Here is an 18,012-nt window from a genome sequence, read left to right as displayed (position 1 = left end):
ATTCATTCCTATGCTTACAAAGCTTAATTTTTATTCACATTCTGGTAGCTGGCTGTTCCCCCAAACACGTTGAGGCCGAAATAACCGCTGGTGAACGTGGCGTCGTTTACATCTATGACCGGTGTTGAAGCGCCGTCGAAATACACCTTAATATTCGTCCCGGAGGTCACGACTTTAACATGATAGGCCGTACCGGATATAATCGCCGCCGGAACGCCCGCGAGCATCTGACTGGAGGAGAAACCGCCATTCAGCTTGTAAAACAGTCGCAGTGCCTTGATATTAGGATCGATGTTAAAATAATAACCGCTTGAGCCGTCGGCATTGGCCCGGAAAATCATCGAACCCGCTCCTCCGGCCCGGTCCAGCTTCACATCCGCTTCGTAAGTAAAGTCGGTGCCGCTTACGCCGGACATGTAATTGCTGTCTTTATCGAACGTGCCGGAGACGCCGTCTCCCGTGACCGTCCAGGAGTCCGCGGGCGTACTGTTCCAGCCCGTCAAATTTGTCGTGAAAGAGCCCACCTCGACGACTGTCGATGAGACAATTCCGCCTGCCTGCGTCGTGGCGGTTATGACGGCCCTGCCCTGCGCCACCGCCGTGACGTCCGTGCTGACTGAATCGGTCTGAGCTACCGACGCTACCGCCGGATTGCTGGAGCTCCACACCAGCGTTTTATTACTTGCCGAGCGTGGAAGCACATCCGCGTACAGCCGGTAGATGGAGCCTGCCGCCAGTTGAACACGGGTCTGGTCCATGACCACCTTTTGCGGCGTTGAGCCGGAGGCTGGTTCGGACCGCCAGACATTGTCCAGCGGATAAGCATTCAGCGAGACGATTTTGACATCGCCGCCAGATGTATAAAAGCTGAGGCTGGTCCGTGCCGATCCGGGGAAAATCATATCCGAGAAGACCGCTTTGCCGTCGTTGCCGAATGCCTCGACAGAAGATTGATCAACGTAAATACGCATCTTGACTCTGCCATTTTCCAGCGGAAGAACCGTGCTCTGTACAGGATGGAAGTTGGCCGTGAATCCGTCTGCTCCAGCGGATGAGCGATCCACGAACATTTCCGACGAACCGGTCTTATAGCCCACGACCGTCTTCTGGCCTCCTCCTTCCCGCAGATGGAAGCCGAATTCGGATGCCGTGCTGCCGGTTGGCAGCTCCAGCACCGCATCGATCTCATAGGCCGTGCCTGTGACCGTCGCAAGCGGATTGGCGCTGGAAGGTGTCACGGTGACATTGTTGATCGAGGTTGCCGCGCCCCGAAGGGCGTCCATTTCGGCTACGGGCGTCTCCGTCAGGCGGATGCCGGTCCCGGCGATGTCGGTCAGCTTCAGCTCCCGCGGTACGGACATCTGCCCGTTCCACGGGGAGGTCGGGAAGCTGAAAGGATAATCCCAGTTCGACATCCAGCCGATGGAGATCCGGCGCCCGTCGGCCGCAGGGATTCCGTCGAAGGTCATCGCCGCATACATATCCTTCCCCTGCTCGGTCCGCAGCACGGTTGCCGCCGGATTGTCGCTGGTAAAGGTCGTGCCGTCAAAGCTGCCGACGAAATACTCCGACGCCGAACCGTGCGTAGCCGGGACTGCCCCGGTGCTCAGTACCAGCACCCATTTCTTGTTCGCCGCATTGCCGTCGACCGGGAGCTGGAACAGGTCAGGGCATTCCATGATGCCTCCATGCAGATAAGCGCCATACCCGAACGCACTGGCATACGTCCAGTTTAGAAGATTGGTCGATGTATAGAACCGGACATTGTCGTTCCCCGATACAACCATTACCCACTTCGAGTGATCGGCATCCCAGACAATCTTCGGATCGCGGAAATCCCAGCCCCCGTTGCTTCCTCCGGGATTCTCCACCACGGGATTGTTCGCGTAATCCGTCCAGGTGCGTCCTTTGTCACTGCTGTACGCGATGTGTATCTTTTGGTTGCCGTTAGGCTTCTCCGGGTTAAATGAAGTGTAATAAGCGATGATGCCGGAGCCGCCGGGGAACAGGCCAGAGACATTATTCAAATCCGCCACAGCCCCGCCCGACCATGCATCCCCGGCGTCATTTCTTGGAATGGCGAGCGGCAGATGCTTCCAGTGGACCAGATCGGTACTCACCGCATGAGCCCATTCCCCGTCCTGCTGATGAAACATATGATATTCTCCCTGGTAGTAGACCAAGCCGTTCGGGTCGCTCGACCGGTTTCTTGTTTCTGTAAAATGGTACTGCGGCCGGTACGTTTCGTTATAATATTGGCTTAAATCCGCAGCATAGATATTTTGAAAGTAAGCCGTGCCGTTGAATGCATTCAACCCGATAACGCCGGACGTATAGGCCGAATCTGTCGCGGAGATAAGCGGAGTCACCCCGCCGTCCACATAGACCTTGATGCTGGAACCGCTTACGATAATTTCAATATGATAGACCCGCCCGGTATCGATGTTCATATTGGCCGTGGCGATCGTGCTTCCCCCGCTGCGGTTGAACAGACGGACACGGTCCAGATTCGGGTCGATGTTCAGCACATATCCCCCGCTTGATGCGGAAGCGGCGCGGAACACAAGGCCCGCTGTGCCGTGCGATGTTCCGTTATCGACCGAAAGATCGCCTTCCAATACAAAATCGGACATCCCAGCCCCCACCACATTATAGGTGTCCGAGCTTCCGGAGCTTGTCCCCTTGAACCCACCGAGCTGCGGAATCCAACTGCCGCCTCCTGAAGCCGTCCAGCCCTCCAGATTCGTCTTCAGGGTGCTGATCAGAATATTTTGAAATACCGCCGAACCGTTGTATACGCCTATTCCCGCAAAGCCCTGCGTATAAGAAGTGTCCGTGACCGTGAGCAGCGGGTTATATCCGGTGGGATTTAAAAAATCATACTGCCAATATATTTTGATTGAGGAACCCTGGGCCTTGATCCGGACATGATAGACTTTGCCGGAATCCACCTGCGTATCCACCTGCGCCAACGTGACATTTCCATCCGTCTTATACAACCTTAAGCGGTCCTGGTTTGGATCGATTTGCAGTCCGTAAGCCTGCGTCCCGTCCGCATTCGAACGGAACAGCAGCGTTCCCAGGGCATACGGATCGGTGATCTGCACATCCGATTCATAACTGAAATCATTCGAGCTTGTGGCAGAGATGGCCGTAATGTTCTGATTGGAAGCTGCCGTACCCTTCCAGCCCTGTGAAGTCAGGTTCCATGTACCCGAGGCGTTCCAGCCCGTCACATTCGTATTGAGTACGTTAACGTAGACGTTCTGGAAATAGGCGGTTCCATTATATACATGAAAGCCGGTAAGCCCAGAGCTGTACTTGGTATCGCTTACACTAAATGCCTGCGCACTGTCTGCATATACCTTAAGCGAGCTCCCGTCCGCCGCGATCTTCAGATGATAAGAGCTGCCGTCGCTCATCGTCTTGGAAAAAGGCGTAGCCAAATCGGTTCCCGTAGCATAATCAAACAGACGAATGCGGTCCAGGTTCGGGTCCAGGCTGAGTACATAACCTTTCGAACCGTCCGCGCTCGCCCGGAAGACCAGCGATGCCACGCCATGCGGTGAAGAAGCGTCCACTTTCACGTCAGCTTCATATACGAAGTTCGTTCCCACCGACGTCGTCGACATATTAAACGCATTGTCCGAGCCCGAACTGACCCCGCGCAGGCCGTTCGTTCCATCCTGCGTCCACGTTCCCGACACAGGCAAATAGCCGGGCGTATTGCCGGCCCAGCCTGCCGCCAGAGCGGACCCGGAAGAATACAGACCCGACAGCCCCAATGCAAGCGCTAACAAAAATGCTGTTAATTTAAAGCTTGATCTTTTCATACATTCGCTCCCTTAATATCAAATGAGCAAGACCGGACGTTCACCGCCTCGGCCTTGCATTATTGCCTTGTTATAAATTTGGACGGCATGTTTTCCGTATGCAGCCGCCAGGGCGAGCCGCAGCGATGGATTACTCTGTGACCGGCGCTCCCTTAACCAGTTCCTCAATCTCCTCGTGAGAGGCGAGTGAAGCAATGGCTCCGAGGCGCGTCGTCGCCAGAGCGCCCCCCGCATTCGCATAAGCCAATGCCTTCCGCAGCTCCCCGTCGGCCCACTCCCATGCCGGCCTGCCGTTCTCCAGCATAGTACCGATAAACGCGCCCATGAAGCCGTCTCCGGCTGCGGTCGTGTCCACCGGAACAACCGGATAGGAGGCTGCTCTGCCCCCGATCTTCCGGGTCCGGTAATAGGAACCTTCCGCACCGAGCGTCACAAGCAGAAGCTTCACCGGGAACCGCTCCAGCAGTTCCTCCGCCCCGGCCTCCAGCTCGCTCCTTCCGGTGAGAAAGAATAGCTCCTCCTCCGACACCTTGACGACATCCGCCTCCTCAAGACCTTCCTCCATCGCCTTCTTGGCATGCTGGTTATCCTGCCACAGCGCCGGACGCCAATTCGGATCAAAAGTGATCCAGGCCCCCCGTGCTTTGGCCTCCCTGACAGCGGACAATGTGGCGCCGCGGGACGGCTCGGAGGTCATGGAAACCGAGCCGAAATGGAACACCTTGGCGCTGCCGAGAAGCGAAGGGTCAATTTCCTCGAAGGCAAGACCTTCGTCCGCTCCGGGCTGCCGGCAGAAGTGAAACGACCGCTCCCCGCCTTCGCCCAGATGAACGAAAGCCATCGTTGTATGCGCGTGGTCCGTGAACACCAGGCCTTTGTCATCAATGCCTTCCTGTCTCAGCGTGTCCTGAAGAAAATGTCCGAAAGGATCATTGCCCACCTTGCCGATAAACGCCGTTCTCTTGCTGAGCCGGGCAAGAGCGGCCAGCACATTCACCGGCGCTCCTCCCGCATTGCGCTCGAACAGTGGGTTGCCCGCCGGAGAAATGCCTCCAGGTGTGAAATCGATTAAAAATTCGCCGATCGCTACCGCATCGTAAGTCATCATCTAACGCTCCTATCTATGAGTTAGTAATATGGGGCCACATTAGCCTTTGACGCCCGACATCGTAATGCCCTGGATGTAATAACGTTGAAGGAACAAGAATATAACCAGAATCGGCACGGTGGAGATTGTGCTCGCCGCAAGAATCTTCGACCAGTCCGTTCCCTCTGCCGACGAGAATGCGGCTATGGCAACCTGAATCATCTGCTTCTTGTCATCGTTGATGACGATCAGCGGCCACAAATAGGAATCCCAGTTGCCAAGGAAAGTCATAAGTCCCAGCGTGATCATAGGAGGTACAGCCGCAGGCAGAACAATTCGGAGAAAGGTGCGCGGCATGGACGCTCCGTCGATTTTGGCAGCCTCCAGAATTTCGTCCGGAACCTCCGCGAAGAACTGCCGCAGCAGGAAAATGCCGAATACGGACAGCATCGAAGGAATAATCAATGCTTTGTAAGAATCAAGCCAGCCGAAGTTATGCATGAGCAGATAGTTAGGCACGAGCGTTACTTCCCCGGGAATAATCATGGCTGACATGAACAGTGCGAACACCACTCCCTTGCCCCGGAAATGCAGCTTGGCAAAAGCGAAAGCGGACATGGCATTGATTAGCAGCACAAGCAGCGTAACGATGGAAGCCACGAACAGCGTGTTGCCGATGTAAGTAAGGAACGGATTGCGTTCGTTGAAAATGACATCTTTAAAGTTCTGCAGCGTAGGATGCACCGGCACGAACAAATGGATATTGAAGCTGTTCGAGTATTTGAACAATTCCTCGTAGGGACGGGACGCCCCCGATATCATCCAGAAGATCGGAATGATCGACACGATGGCAAGGATGATCATTATGATATATTTGACAAAGCTTGCAATACGGTTCATCTCTTTCCCTCCTAGTAATCCTGATTCCGGAACAGTCTCATTTGCACCAGCGAAATGACAAGTACGATCGCGAACAGGATGAACGCTGCCGCTGTTCCGTATCCCATTTGCATTTGCTTGAATGCCATTTGATAAATATAGAAGACTGCGGTTTCAGTCGCTCCGTTCGGCCCGCCGTTGGTAAGAACGAATACCAGACCGGAAATCTTGATGGCGTCGATTGTAGTAATGATGACTACAAAAGCCGTGGTGCGGTTAAGCAGCGGAAGTGTAATCCGGAAGAACTGCTGGATTTTGCTTGCGCCGTCGACTTTAGACGCTTCGTATAAATCCTGGGGAATGTTGTTCAGGCCCGCCAGGAAGATGATCATGAAGAACCCGACGGCTTTCCACATGCCGAGCATGATGACACCGTTCATCGCCGTGTCCGGATTGGACAGGAAATTCGTCGTTGGCAGATGCACAAGCTCCAGGAAATTGTTCAGTAGACCGTATTCCTTGTTGTAGATCAGCTTAAAGACCGTCGCGGCCACCGCTGTCGAGACGACAACCGGGATAAAGTAGATCGTCCGGAACAGGCCGGTTGTGGCCACCTTTTTCTGGATCAGAAGCGCCATCCCAAGCGAAATAGATGTCTGAATCGGGATGACTATGACGGCAAAATAGAACGAATGTCTAAGGCTGGCGAGGAATGACTGATCCGTCATCAGCGTTCTGTAATTGTCCAGACCGACAAAGCTTCGGGTGCCGCCGACCAGATTATAATTTTGAAAGCTGATAATGAACGCCTGCAGCATGGGGTAGAACACGAAGATCAGCAGCAGGGCGAACGAAGGAAGCACGAACCACCAGGCTGTCATCTCTTCGCCTTTCAAAAAGGAATTCCGGCGTTTTTTCGGTAAAGTATTCGCCGCAGGTTTACCGGCTGTTGTGGTACTTGCCATAGGTTACCTCATCTCCAATCCTTCCGCCGCTTCGGGTTCGCTGCCCGCGACTTGCAGGCAAGTATTCCCGTGCGGCGGATTATTTTTATTAACTCAAGCAATTTACTTAACCGGCTAAGGCTTGTAAACGAATGCGCGGAGCACGGAAAAGACTTTGCCGTCCGGAGTCCGCGCCTTGATCTCCGCCTGTCCTTCCTTGATTCCCTTGATGACGGCTGTCGTTCCACCGTCGCTCAGAACCTTCGCAACCGTCTCGTCTGACGATTCCCAGACCAGCTTCTGCGGCGCGGTATACGGCAGCACTCCCGCGATTGCCTGCGCACTCCCGCCGGCCGGCACATCTAAGCTGGCTTTATTCAGCACAACCCGCAGCGGATTTGCTCCATCGGGCGCTTCGTCCCGCCATACGGACTTCAAGGGATAGAACGTTGCGCTTTCCAGTTTGGCGCTGCCTTTGGAGAGATACAGCTCCAGGCCGCTGCTCGTGGCGCTCGGGAAGATAATGCTGGAGATTACCGTTGTACCGTCTCCCGAGAACACCTCCAGCGTGGATTCATCTACATAGAGCCGCAGCTTGACCGTCCCGTTCTCCGGCTTCAGCGGAGCTTCCACCTTCTCGGCAAAGCCCGGTTCAAACGAGCTCTCACCCGATTTGCTTCGGTCGACCGTCAGGGTGGAGGAAGCGGCATTATAAGAAATGACCGTCTCCTGGCCGCCTCCTTTTCTTACCTTGATACCAAATTCCGCCTCGGCTCCGACACCAAAAGCTGCATCCAGTTCATACGACGCACCCAGCAGCCCGGAGAAGGGATTGGAGCCCGCAGCCAGCTCCTGCGCCGGTATCTCCACCGGCTTGCCGCGAAGAGCTTCCAGTTCTTTGGCCGGCTGCTGCGCAAGCCTCAACCCTTCTCCCGGAACTTCTTTGAGCGTCAGTACGCGCGGCACGGACATATTGCCCTTCCACGGATCTGTCGGCATATTGAAGGGATAGCGCCAGTTGGACATCCAGCCTGTATAAATCCTCCGGCCATCGCTTTCAGGAATGTCGGAGTAGGAGACGGCGGCGTAAAAATCCTTCCCGTAATCGGTCCAGAGCACCTTGGAGGGCTCGTTCTCATTCGTGAAGTTCTTGCCGTCAAATGAACCGACGAAATACTGCGCGGTGGAGCCTTTGGTCGCTGCGTTATTGCCGATGCTCACGGCCAGCACCCACTTCTTCTCCTTCGTGCCTTCTACCGGAAGCTCGAACAGGTCCGGACATTCCCATACCGCGGCATGCGAGCCCTGATCTGCTCCGAACTCGCCGGTCATCTCCCACTTTTTCAGATCAGGCGAGGAATAGAACCTGACTTTGTTGTCCACAGAGACGACCATCGTCCATGATTTGGAAGGCTCATACCAGAACACCTTTGGGTCTCTGAAATCTTTGAGGCCGGGGTTCGGGATGACGGGATTCCCTTCATACTTGGTCCACGTCCGGCCTTTGTCGTAGCTGTAAGCGATGCTCTGCGACTGTAATCCGCCCTTGAAATGGGTGAATATTGCAACCAGGCCCGGCTTGCCGTCAAAAAAACCGCTCGTATCCTTCCAATCCACCACCGCGCTGCCCGACCAAATCTCTCCGAGTGAATCGCGCAGCAGCGCTGCCGGCAGATGCTGCCAATGAATAAGATCCGCGCTTACCGCATGCCCCCACTGTCCGCTGTTCTGATAGAACTGGTGATACTCCCCCTCGAAAAAGACCATCCCGTTCGGGTCGCTCAAATTGCCCGTTTCCGGAGACAAATGATACTGCGGCCGATACAGCTCGGTGTAATAATTCGGGTCCTTGCTGAAGGTAAAGGCCGGCGGCTTCTCTTGACTTTGCTCGCTTTTGCCGTCCGCCTCCCCGCTCTTGACCGATTCTCCCTTTTCGCAGCCCGACACCGCCATAACCAGAGCCAGAGCCATCAGGCATAACAGCTTTTTTGTTTTTCCGCTCATGCCGTCTTCTCCTATCTTGGTTTCAAAATATAAGCTTCTCCTTGTACGATTTCATTGTAGACGACCGGCAGACTTAAAAATTTCAATATCATCGGATATTGACTTGCAATTTTTTGACCCGCTGTCCGGACGGTTGTCCAGCTTGCCGCCAAGCCGGAACAGACGGCAAAAAGCCGCACCCCGCGGTTCATCCGCTTAGGGTACGGCTCTATTGATTATAGACAAGCAGCGGTCTTATAGCAGCGCCAAAATGCCTCACCGACTTTTCAATAAATAGTCTTCCCTGTATTCCTTCGGGCTTTTGCCGCATGCCTTCTTGAAGACAGTGCTGAAATAACTGGAGCTGGAATAGCCGACAAGCATCGCGATATCGGTCAGCTTCAGTTCGTTCTCCCTCAGCAACTGCTCGGCCTTAGCGATGCGCAGACCCGTGACATAGTCGCTGAAGGTAACTCCCACATGCTGCTTGAACAGGCCCGACAGATACGTTTCGTTCAAGTGGAACATATCCGCCAGGGAGGACAGATTCAGCTCGTAACAGAAGTTCTCCTCCACATATTGGCGGACGGCCTCCACGATATGCTGGCCGCTGGAGAAGCGCGTCTTCTTGACCTCTTCCATTACAAGGCCAGCGAGTTCGTCGATCTGTCCCATAATGCCTTCTCTGGATTGGTAATCCGATATGGTCATTTGGCAGTTCCATAAATATTTTTGGAGCGAGGAGTCGCCGAGCTCGAACTTCTTCGCCACCGAACTGAACAGGAGCAGCATCCGAAGGGCCAGGAATGTAAAAGCAAATACCGGCGTATCCCGTTCCGTGGAAAAAACGGTTTGCAGCTGACGGCGGAATGCCGGCATATCGAGATTCTCAATGGCCTGGACCAGCCTGCGCTCCATTTCGGGCGTAAAAGCATTCGTCAGCTCCAGCAGCCCGGTCTGTCCGCTCTCTTTGTGTTCATGAACGGTGCTGCGGCTCCAGGCCAGCATACAGGAGGCATAGCCGTTCTTCAAGGCGTCCCATCCTTCCGCCTTCTCCCCGATTCCCGCCACACTATCCACATTCAGATATTCAGCGATATTCCGTTTCAGCTCGGCGACGAATTTCTCCGCGCTGTTCTCCGGCCTGCCGTCCTCCATTACAATCAGGAAATACATCATGGAGGAGTGCGCAATTTCCGGAAACGGATAGATGCCTTCCCGGCGCGAAGCTGTCTCCCTGCATAACATCTGGAAGGCGAGGTTCATCAGGTCCCTGCGTTCCCGGGTCACACCGAGTCTGTCCGGAGGAATCCGCATCTCCACCGCAGCGAAACGGGCTTTAAAGCCGTCCGCAGCCAGAGGAGCAAGCTGAAGCTGCTGCAGCCGTTCCTTGACGGCGGAAAGACTGTACCATTCGTCTTTAACCAACTGCAGTAAATAGTGCTCCTGAAGCATAAGCAGCTGTTCATTCTTCTGATGCCGCTCCCGTTCCGAAGCGCGGAGCCGATCCTGCTCAGAGCGAATGTCCTCGGCGAGTCTGCGGAGCATCTCGGTCAGTTCTCCCCGGGCGACGGGCTTCAGCAGGTAGTCTTTGACGCCAAGCTGGATAGCCGCTTTCAAATATTCGAAATCCGAATAGCCTGACAGCACGGCCGTCCGCAGCCCCGGATAGCGTTCCTTGCAAATCGAGATAAGCTCTATGCCGTTCATCTTCGGCATACGAATATCGGAGAGAAGAACTTCTGGGAGCGGCCCCTTTTCCAGCAGTTCAAGCGCTTCGCCGCCGCTGGATGCTTCATATGCAATTTGAAAACCGGCTTCTTCCCAGTTAATTTTGGCTTTGATGCTGTCACGGATACCCTTCTCGTCATCGACCAGCATAATGGTATACATTGCTTTCAACTCCTCACCGGCGGCAGCTTGAGTGTAATGGCCGTGCCCCCGCCTTCCTCCGATTCAATAGTAATCTCGAACAAGTCTCCGTAATAGAGACGGCAGCGTGATAGCGTGTTCCTTAAGCCGATGCTATTTCCTTTATCGTTTAATATTCCAACTCCGCTCCTGAGTTCCGTATCCGCAAGTATGCCTGAGATCATTTCCTGCGGCATGCCGATTCCGTTATCCTTGACCGTCAGCCACAGGCGGTTATCACGCAGTTCCGAGGATACGGCCACTTCGGCGGCTTCACCTTTCTCAAGGCTGTATTTCACCGCATTCTCAACAATCGGCTGAAGAATAAATTTGGCGATATGAAGGGATTCCGCCTCAGGATCGCTGTGGATGGAGAATATCAATTTATCCTGGTGCCGAAGCTTCTGAATGAGCAAATAGTCGCGGATATAGCCTATTTCTTCGCTCACCTTCACCAAATCGCTGTCCAGATCAAGCGAATATCTCATCATTTTGGCCAGAGCTTCCGTCGCATCCATGACCAGGTCTTCCCGTTTCATCGCTGCCAGACCGCCGATAATTTCCAGCGTGTTGTTAAAAAAATGCGGATTGATCTGCAGCAGCAGCGCTTTGTATTCGGCATTCTTTCGCCTCAAATCCGTCTCGAATTCCGTCTCGATCAAATATTTCAGCCGATGGGTCATCTGCTCAAAGACGCTGGCCACATAATGCACTTCACTCCGCCGTGTGCGGACTTGGGGCATATGCTGCAAGGCAAGGTCGAACCGCCCGTGCTTGACGTGCCTCATCGCCCGCGTCATGGCGCTCAGCGGCTTCGTAATCCCGATCGACAGCCATAGGGCGACGGCGATGACAAGCACCAGCAGGCCAAGGCTTCCGAGCAGAAGCGTCTGCTTGATTTGAGTGATCTTCGCATACAGCTCGGCTTCGGGCACTTCGCCGATAATAATCCAATTCTGTGCAGGAAGCTTGCGGTAGAACAGCAGATAATCCATATCCTTCTGCCGCAGTGGAATGATTCCGCTGATTCGTCCGGCGGAATGCGCCTTCACATAAGCCAATCCCTCGCTGAGCACCTGCTTGCTGTCCCCGAGATTCTGGTCAAGCACGCTGGCTCCCTCCCCGGTCAGCAAAAAGGCTCTTCCGCTGCTGCCGAACCGGATCTTGTCAATATCTCCCCGCAGCAGGCTGGTCGGGTAGTTGACCTTGAGAACACCGATATTGTTCAGTGACTGAAGCTGAACGAGAGGAACGATAAGGCTGTTCACTTCACTCTCGCGCATGCTTTCATCGCTCTGATCGGGATCTCTGTGGGCCCCAGTCCAGCGGGTGTTGTAATGTTTATACTGATTGTACCAATCACTGTCTAGATAGCTTCTATCCTGCGTCCAGATTCCACCTCCGGCTTCCCTGAAGGCGGAAACGGAGATGATATTGGAATTGTTGACGGTATAGGAAGAGAAGAAATTCCGCAGCTGCTGCATCGCCAAATACCTCTCTCCGGCGGAATTCCCGCCGTTTAATGCGGTCGTAATCCACTGCTGGGTAAACGGACTGCTGAGCACCTGTTTCCCGGTATCCTCGATCTGCATAAGCAGCGTATCGGCATGAGAGGCAAACTGGCCGATCGTCTGCATCGTAGAGGTCTCGATGGAAGATTGGATCAAATTGGCGGACTCCCTGCTAAAAATGAACACTACCGCAGTAAAGGGAATAATCAGCAATATGGAAAAGGACAGCATTAATCGGCTGCGCAGCGAGTACAACATACCATTCCAACTCCTCCCGAAGACCCCCATCTTCGCTTTCGTTCCACTAAACTTTAATCAGTATAGTCTTTTATTGATGAAAAAGGAATGCGGACCTTACATCGTCAATTCCGCCAAAGAGACGACCGAAAACTCGGCCGCCTCTTTTCGTGATTATGATTTCTTAACGATGGCAAATGCTTATTTTTGCGGCAGATCGGCATAAGCCTTGTCGATTTTAGTGATGGCATCGGCGACGGCTGCATCGACATTCCGTCCGCTGATTGTCACTTCCTCAATCATCTTGTTAACCGCTTCGGACATTTGCGGGAAGATCGGCGTAATCGGACGCGGTCTGCCGTATTTTTGGTTCTGTACGACAAAGATGTTCTTCGGATATTCATTGAGTTCCGGGAATTGCTTCGCTACCGAATAGCGGGCAGGAATATCTTTGGTGATCGAGCAGTAAGTCTTCGAGCCTTCCGCTCCCGTAACGTAGTTGACGAACTGCCAAGCGGCCTCAGGGTTCTTGCTCTTCGCGGAGACGGCCAGCGACCAGCTTCCGTTCGCAACAGCCTGCTGTGTTTCTTTAGGCAGCGGAGCGATGTCGTAATCAACGCCCAGCTTGAAGTTCGGGAACTTCTCAGCATAGTTGCCCAGCGACCACGAGCCGTCGATTGTCATAGCCAGCTGATTGTTAGGGAACGGGTCCGGCGGGTATTCCAGAGAGGATACCTTGGACTTGTTATACAGATCCGAGAAGAATTGCAGCGCCTTCTTCGTTTCCGGTTTATCCAGATAGCCTTTGGAGGTCGTTCCGTCCGGGCTCATGATATCACCGCCGAATTGCCAGATGATCGGATATTTGAAGTAAGCCGTTCCGCCCGCGTTGCCGAAGCCTTGAGCAGGGTCGATGCCGTACACCCCGCCAGCTGGATCATTCAGCTTCTGAGCCGCTTCAAGAACTTGATCCCAGGTGATCGGCTCATCCGGATTTTTGGAAGGAAGCGGAATACCTTTTGCCTCGAACATCTTCTTGTTGTAGAACAAGGCGATCGATGATTCAGTCAGCGGCGCCATGTAAATCTCGTTCTTGTAAGTATACGTCTTGATGGTGGACTCCGGAATATCTTCCAGATTGCCGTCCTTTTTAAAGTATTCCGTCAGCGGTTGCAGAGCGCCAGCCTGCGCGTAGGAAGCCATGTTCGGCGCGTCGATCGCCATAATATCCGGCGGGTTGCCCGAAGCGATGGACGTTCTGAGCTTCGTATCGTAATCCGCGTACGGGATCGGGCTCATCTCCACCTTAATGTCGGGATGGCTCTCATTGAAGGAAGCCACCAATTTATCGTACGCCGAGTTCTCGGCATCGTTACCAGAGTTTCTCCAGAAGGTAAGCGTTACCTTCTCGCTTTTTGTCCCGGAAGAATCCCCCTCCGCTGAGCTGTTGCCCCCTCCGTTATTTCCGCATCCGGCCAACAGGCCGGCGATAAGCAGTGTGCTTATAGCCCATTTTGTTTTCTTTTTCAATACTGTCCTCCCCTTTCTGTTATTGAATGCCCTTACATTGCAATCATAGCAGACCCTTTTCGCCATAAAATTCATTATTTTCTGTTACGCGTTTCTAAAATATTCAGGAATGAGCCGTGAACCCGAATGTCCCGTTATTGTCTTGTTGCTATAATGGCAGCGAGGATTCATATAACAAGGAGGGAACCGGATTGAGAGTGATTGCGATCGACATGGACGAGGTGATAGCGGACTTTAATATCAAGCACCTGAGCGTATAGATTCTTATATTTTGAAAAAGGGATGATGCCCGGACCGTTGTACGGCCCAATGGGCAACATCCCTTTTATTCACCCTCTCAGTCCCCTGCGGGACACTTCGGCTGCTGCCCCCGCACTATAAGGAGCGGGGAGCTTCGGGGACTGGCAGTGCCGTCCTTGACTCAGCGGAACGCTTTGCGCCAATACGAAGGACTAGACCTGACAGCGCCGCCAGAATCTGCTGAAACAGCATGCCGGAGATAACCGGCAATGCGACGGCTGGAGGGAAATACTTCACCGCGAGTACGGCGCCCGCGCTTAGGTTGCGCATCCCCGCATTGAACTGGACGGCGACCGAGTCCTCATAGTTCCAGCGGAAACGCCGGGCCGCAAGCGCTCCGATAATGTAGCCGAGCACAACCGTCACGAAGGTGACGGCAATGATGACGAGCAATTTGCTGTCCGGATGCTTCAGATAACGGGCAATGCTTGCCCCGTTGATCGACACCACGGCGAACAGCCCTACCTTGACAAAAGGAGCAAGCGGCGGCCCGTAAACCGTGTTCACCTTGCCTTTGGTCCACTGGTTCAGCAGCATGCCCAGCAAGGAGGGCGCCACCACCATGTACAGCAGCCCTTTCATCAAATCCCACAGCCGGATTTCGACGCTCGTGCCCATCAGCAGATGCAGCGTGCCCGGCACGATCACTGGCGAAAGCAGTGTGTCGATCAGAATCAGCGCCAGTGTCAGCGCAATGTTGCCGCCATAGATGGACACCCAAACGACGCTGACCACTCCAGTCGGAATGGCAAAGAGCAGAACATAGCCCGTTACTGTATATGGATCATCCGGAAAGACCGCTAGAGCCGCAAGCCAGCCAACGACCGGCATGACAACGTGGAGAATAATCATCAGCACGATCAGCCTGCTTGGCTTCGCCAGCACGGCGAACAGATCGCCGATATTGGATTTCAGGCTGCCGACCAGGGTCATCATGGCAAAAATCCAGGGAACCAGCCATGTATACGGCAGCAGCCGGCTCTCGTTAAGCACACCGAATACGATGGCGCTTGGCGTGAGCAGCGGCATGATTTTTTCAAGAAAAGAATTGGACTTCACCAGTCCATTGCGTATCGACATCTGGATCGCACCCTTCGCACCTCTGCATGGTTCTCCATACAGTCCTTGCCCTGCTATGATTCGCCGGGTTTCTTTAATTAAAGGATACCAGATTTTTTGCATTATGAAATGTCGAAAACATGGCAGTCCGTTGGTAGCGGCTCTCTCCTCCTAGCGGCTCCGACCGATGAGAGACCTGCGGTGCGTTCATCCCACCGGATTGCCGTTAAGCCGTGAGTGCTCGTCTTATTCGCTAAACTCCTTCTGGAAACAGCGCATCCCGGGCGGGACAAGGCTGGCGATCCAGAAACTGCTCCAGCTGAGCGGGCATCGGATTATAAATATCCTTCAGCGAAGTCCCATCGTAAATATTTCCGATAATGACCGGATGGCACAGCTCCGAGATTAGAATATCGCCGTTGCCGTGCAGGTGCAGCTGCTTCTTGCCCTCAATGCAGTGGGGAAAATAAACGCCGGGCTGCTCCCGGAAACCCAGTTCCTCCATGAAGCGGTCCATGCAGGTGAAGTACAGAACGGTGTCGTCTTTTTTATAGGTAATCAGATCGTTTACCGCCTGTTTAAGCGCCTCCCGGGCCGCAATCGCTTTCCAGCCGCTGTGATCCATAATGATGCTATTCTGAATTTCATGCGTGCGGACGCCTAGGGAATAGACGTGCTCGCTAATTTCCCGCATATGGTGCTCAGTCTCGCTGAACAGCAGCGTTTCCAGCACCGTATCCACTTCCGTCTTGGCGAACAGGGCGATATTCTCGCGAATTTTCTTGTACACATCAGGATGGATGTTGTAATACCGTGAGAACTCGTCCGCCGAAGTAAAATTAAACGAGATATGTATCGTCGTCAGTCCCGCGAGGGCCAGCTTGTCGATCCGCGTTCCGCTCAGCAGGCTGGCGTTGGAATTAAGCTGCGTCTGGATTCCTCTCGATGCGCAGTAGGCGACAACCTCCAGACAATCGTCAAATTTCAGCGTAACTTCACCGCCGGACAGGCGGACTCTTTTCAGAGAGGGAAGTTCCTCAAGAATGCGGATAATCTCTTTGCCCTCAAGGCTCTGCCCGTCATTCCGGTTGTATGCGCAGCAGTAGTCGCAGCCAAAATTGCAGTTCGAGGTAACGCCAACTTCCAGCCCCTCCAGATCCCAGGTTTGCGGTTTGGTAAGTTCCAGTGATTTGTAAGTCATGCTTCTTAAGGTCCTCCCGAGAAATAATTGCGGGCTGTGCCCGATACTTTAAACCTTAGTGATTATAGCGGTTTACGCTCACGGAATATGTGATTTTTATAGCTTCCGCGTTTTTTGAGCGATTCGTGATCAGGCGCACAATCTTCCGATGCGTGTCATGTATAGTAAAAACTATGAAAAGCCGCCGCGTATCCTGAAACTTTTCAAAATTTGATCCTAATCCTCTTTTTTGAACGGCTGCCCGTATACAATGAAGCTGCTGGTCAACCAATCAACAGGAGGTCAAACATATGATTGCAAATTTCAAGATCAAAGGCAACATCTACTGCGTCGGGAAAATAGACGACCGTGAAGTTCCGTTCCACCGTCTTGTGCTGACAAAGGGCACTACCTACAATTCCTATTTATTAAAAACCGGCAAGCCGACCGTCATCGACACCGTCGATATGGAGTTCGGACGCGAATACGCGGAACATCTTGCCGAAATAATCGATCCGCTCGACATTCATTATATTGTGATTAACCATACCGAACCCGACCACTCCGGCGGACTGGCTGCGCTGGCGGGAAAAGCCGTGAATGCCGTCATTGTCTGCACAGAAATCGCCGTGCCGGAGCTGCAGGAAATGTACAAGCTTCATAACCGGAACTTCCTTGTTGTCAAGGACGGGGACACGCTGGACATCGGCGGCAAGACGCTGCTGTTCAAAGAAACACCGTACCTGCATACAGCCGAAACAATGATCACCTACTGCTCCGAGGATAAAATATTGTTCCCATGCGATATTTTCAGCACACATGTCGCGGCGAAGCGGCTGTTCGCCGACGAAGCCGGCTTTGACATTACCGAAGATTTCAAAGGGTATTACAACGCCATTATTCATCCGCATCGCAGATATGTAAGAACACTAATCGAAGCGGTCAAAGACCTTGAGATTGAAATGATCGCCCCTTCCCACGGATTCGTCATCCGTCAGGATGTGCGCAAATATATCGGACTGTACGCCGAACTGAGCCGGGAAACGACTCAAGGGAAAAAGGCCGCCATCGTCTACACGACGATCAAGAACAATACCCGGAAAATGGCTAAAATCATTCAGGATTCCCTCTTGGAAAATGGAATCGAGACAACGGTCTGGGATGCGGACAAGACGGATGCGGCGGATATTCTGGACAGTATTTCGGCTGCTGATGCCGTCTTCATCGGAAGTTCCACCCGGTATGCGGATATGATCGGAAATCTGGAGCCGATTTTGCAGCAGTTGCAAACGATGAACCTTGAAGGCAAGCTGGCGGCCGCCTTTGGCTCATACGGATGGAGCGGAGAAGCGATCGAGGTCATCCAGGACTATCTGGACGGGACGAACATGAGCGTGCAGAGCACCTCGAAGGTAATCAAGACGACCGGTATGACGCATGTCGAATTCCCTGTAAGAGTCCGCTTTTCTCCCAAAGAGCCCGAGAAAGAGCAGAAAATCAGACATGCGGCGGATTTCGTTTCGGACCTGCTGCTGAGCGCAATATAGAGAGGAGGAGC

Annotated in this window: 12 protein-coding genes; 1 reads left to right on the top strand and 11 read right to left on the bottom strand. The window is 53.5% G+C overall.

Features of this window, described 5'->3' with window-relative positions; translation table 11 throughout:
- Positions 1-23: 23 nt before the first annotated feature.
- From KP014_RS13205 to KP014_RS13155, 11 genes are all read right to left on the bottom strand, one after another.
- On the bottom strand, positions 24-3,833 hold the full coding sequence (locus KP014_RS13205; protein WP_090834584.1) for a GH32 C-terminal domain-containing protein: 3,810 nt from the start codon (positions 3,831-3,833) through the stop codon (positions 24-26).
- Between the two features lie 130 nt (positions 3,834-3,963).
- Complete coding sequence (locus KP014_RS13200; RefSeq protein ID WP_246590717.1) at positions 3,964-4,941, bottom strand: carbohydrate kinase family protein; 978 nt, start codon at positions 4,939-4,941, stop codon at positions 3,964-3,966.
- Between the two features lie 39 nt (positions 4,942-4,980).
- On the bottom strand, positions 4,981-5,820 hold the full coding sequence (locus KP014_RS13195; RefSeq protein ID WP_036602985.1) for a carbohydrate ABC transporter permease: 840 nt from the start codon (positions 5,818-5,820) through the stop codon (positions 4,981-4,983).
- A gap of 11 nt (positions 5,821-5,831) precedes the next feature.
- Positions 5,832-6,764: a carbohydrate ABC transporter permease gene (locus KP014_RS13190; protein ID WP_036602986.1), complete on the bottom strand. Its 933-nt coding sequence runs from the start codon at positions 6,762-6,764 to the stop codon at positions 5,832-5,834.
- A gap of 114 nt (positions 6,765-6,878) precedes the next feature.
- Positions 6,879-8,747 (bottom strand): glycoside hydrolase family 32 protein, encoded by a 1,869-nt coding sequence (locus KP014_RS13185; RefSeq protein WP_036602988.1) that lies wholly within the window; start codon positions 8,745-8,747, stop codon positions 6,879-6,881.
- A gap of 11 nt (positions 8,748-8,758) precedes the next feature.
- Positions 8,759-8,938, bottom strand: coding sequence for a hypothetical protein (locus KP014_RS13180; RefSeq protein WP_036602990.1), 180 nt, complete (start codon positions 8,936-8,938; stop codon positions 8,759-8,761).
- Positions 8,939-9,002: 64 nt separating this feature from the next.
- Positions 9,003-10,619 (bottom strand): response regulator transcription factor, encoded by a 1,617-nt coding sequence (locus KP014_RS13175; RefSeq protein ID WP_036602991.1) that lies wholly within the window; start codon positions 10,617-10,619, stop codon positions 9,003-9,005.
- Positions 10,620-10,624: 5 nt separating this feature from the next.
- Positions 10,625-12,406 (bottom strand): sensor histidine kinase, encoded by a 1,782-nt coding sequence (locus KP014_RS13170; RefSeq protein ID WP_036602994.1) that lies wholly within the window; start codon positions 12,404-12,406, stop codon positions 10,625-10,627.
- A 180-nt stretch (positions 12,407-12,586) separates the two neighbouring features.
- The gene (locus KP014_RS13165; RefSeq protein ID WP_036602996.1) at positions 12,587-13,915 is read right to left on the bottom strand and encodes an ABC transporter substrate-binding protein; all 1,329 of its coding nucleotides are present in this window, start codon (positions 13,913-13,915) and stop codon (positions 12,587-12,589) included.
- A 375-nt stretch (positions 13,916-14,290) separates the two neighbouring features.
- Positions 14,291-15,295 carry a bile acid:sodium symporter family protein gene (locus tag KP014_RS13160; RefSeq protein WP_036602999.1) on the bottom strand — a complete coding sequence of 335 codons (1,005 nt, stop codon included), beginning with the start codon at positions 15,293-15,295 and terminating at the stop codon, positions 14,291-14,293.
- 232 nt (positions 15,296-15,527) lie between these two features.
- Positions 15,528-16,475 carry a radical SAM protein gene (locus KP014_RS13155; RefSeq protein ID WP_036603002.1) on the bottom strand — a complete coding sequence of 316 codons (948 nt, stop codon included), beginning with the start codon at positions 16,473-16,475 and terminating at the stop codon, positions 15,528-15,530.
- A 290-nt stretch (positions 16,476-16,765) separates the two neighbouring features.
- On the opposite strand from KP014_RS13155, the gene KP014_RS13150 reads away from it, so the two are divergent.
- Positions 16,766-18,001 carry an FprA family A-type flavoprotein gene (locus KP014_RS13150; protein WP_036603005.1) on the top strand — a complete coding sequence of 412 codons (1,236 nt, stop codon included), beginning with the start codon at positions 16,766-16,768 and terminating at the stop codon, positions 17,999-18,001.
- Positions 18,002-18,012: the final 11 nt, after the last annotated feature.

Source organism: Paenibacillus sophorae, assembly GCF_018966525.1.
GTDB lineage: Bacteria > Bacillota > Bacilli > Paenibacillales > Paenibacillaceae > Paenibacillus_AQ > Paenibacillus_AQ sophorae.
Note: the sequence above shows the minus strand (reverse complement) of the source record. Positions and strands in the feature narration are given on the sequence as shown.

Bases quoted from the DNA above. Each gene is read 5' to 3' on its own strand.
- KP014_RS13205 (WP_090834584.1), bottom strand. From the start codon at position 3,833: ATGAAAAGATCAAGCTTTAAATTAACAGCATTTTTGTTAGCGCTTGCA.
- KP014_RS13200 (WP_246590717.1), bottom strand. From the start codon at position 4,941: ATGATGACTTACGATGCGGTAGCGATCGGCGAATTTTTAATCGATTTC.
- KP014_RS13195 (WP_036602985.1), bottom strand. From the start codon at position 5,820: ATGAACCGTATTGCAAGCTTTGTCAAATATATCATAATGATCATCCTT.
- KP014_RS13190 (WP_036602986.1), bottom strand. From the start codon at position 6,764: ATGGCAAGTACCACAACAGCCGGTAAACCTGCGGCGAATACTTTACCG.
- KP014_RS13185 (WP_036602988.1), bottom strand. From the start codon at position 8,747: ATGAGCGGAAAAACAAAAAAGCTGTTATGCCTGATGGCTCTGGCTCTG.
- KP014_RS13180 (WP_036602990.1), bottom strand. From the start codon at position 8,938: ATGAACCGCGGGGTGCGGCTTTTTGCCGTCTGTTCCGGCTTGGCGGCA.
- KP014_RS13175 (WP_036602991.1), bottom strand. From the start codon at position 10,619: ATGTATACCATTATGCTGGTCGATGACGAGAAGGGTATCCGTGACAGC.
- KP014_RS13170 (WP_036602994.1), bottom strand. From the start codon at position 12,406: ATGTTGTACTCGCTGCGCAGCCGATTAATGCTGTCCTTTTCCATATTG.
- KP014_RS13160 (WP_036602999.1), bottom strand. From the start codon at position 15,295: ATGTCGATACGCAATGGACTGGTGAAGTCCAATTCTTTTCTTGAAAAA.
- KP014_RS13155 (WP_036603002.1), bottom strand. From the start codon at position 16,475: ATGACTTACAAATCACTGGAACTTACCAAACCGCAAACCTGGGATCTG.
- KP014_RS13150 (WP_036603005.1), top strand. From the start codon at position 16,766: ATGATTGCAAATTTCAAGATCAAAGGCAACATCTACTGCGTCGGGAAA.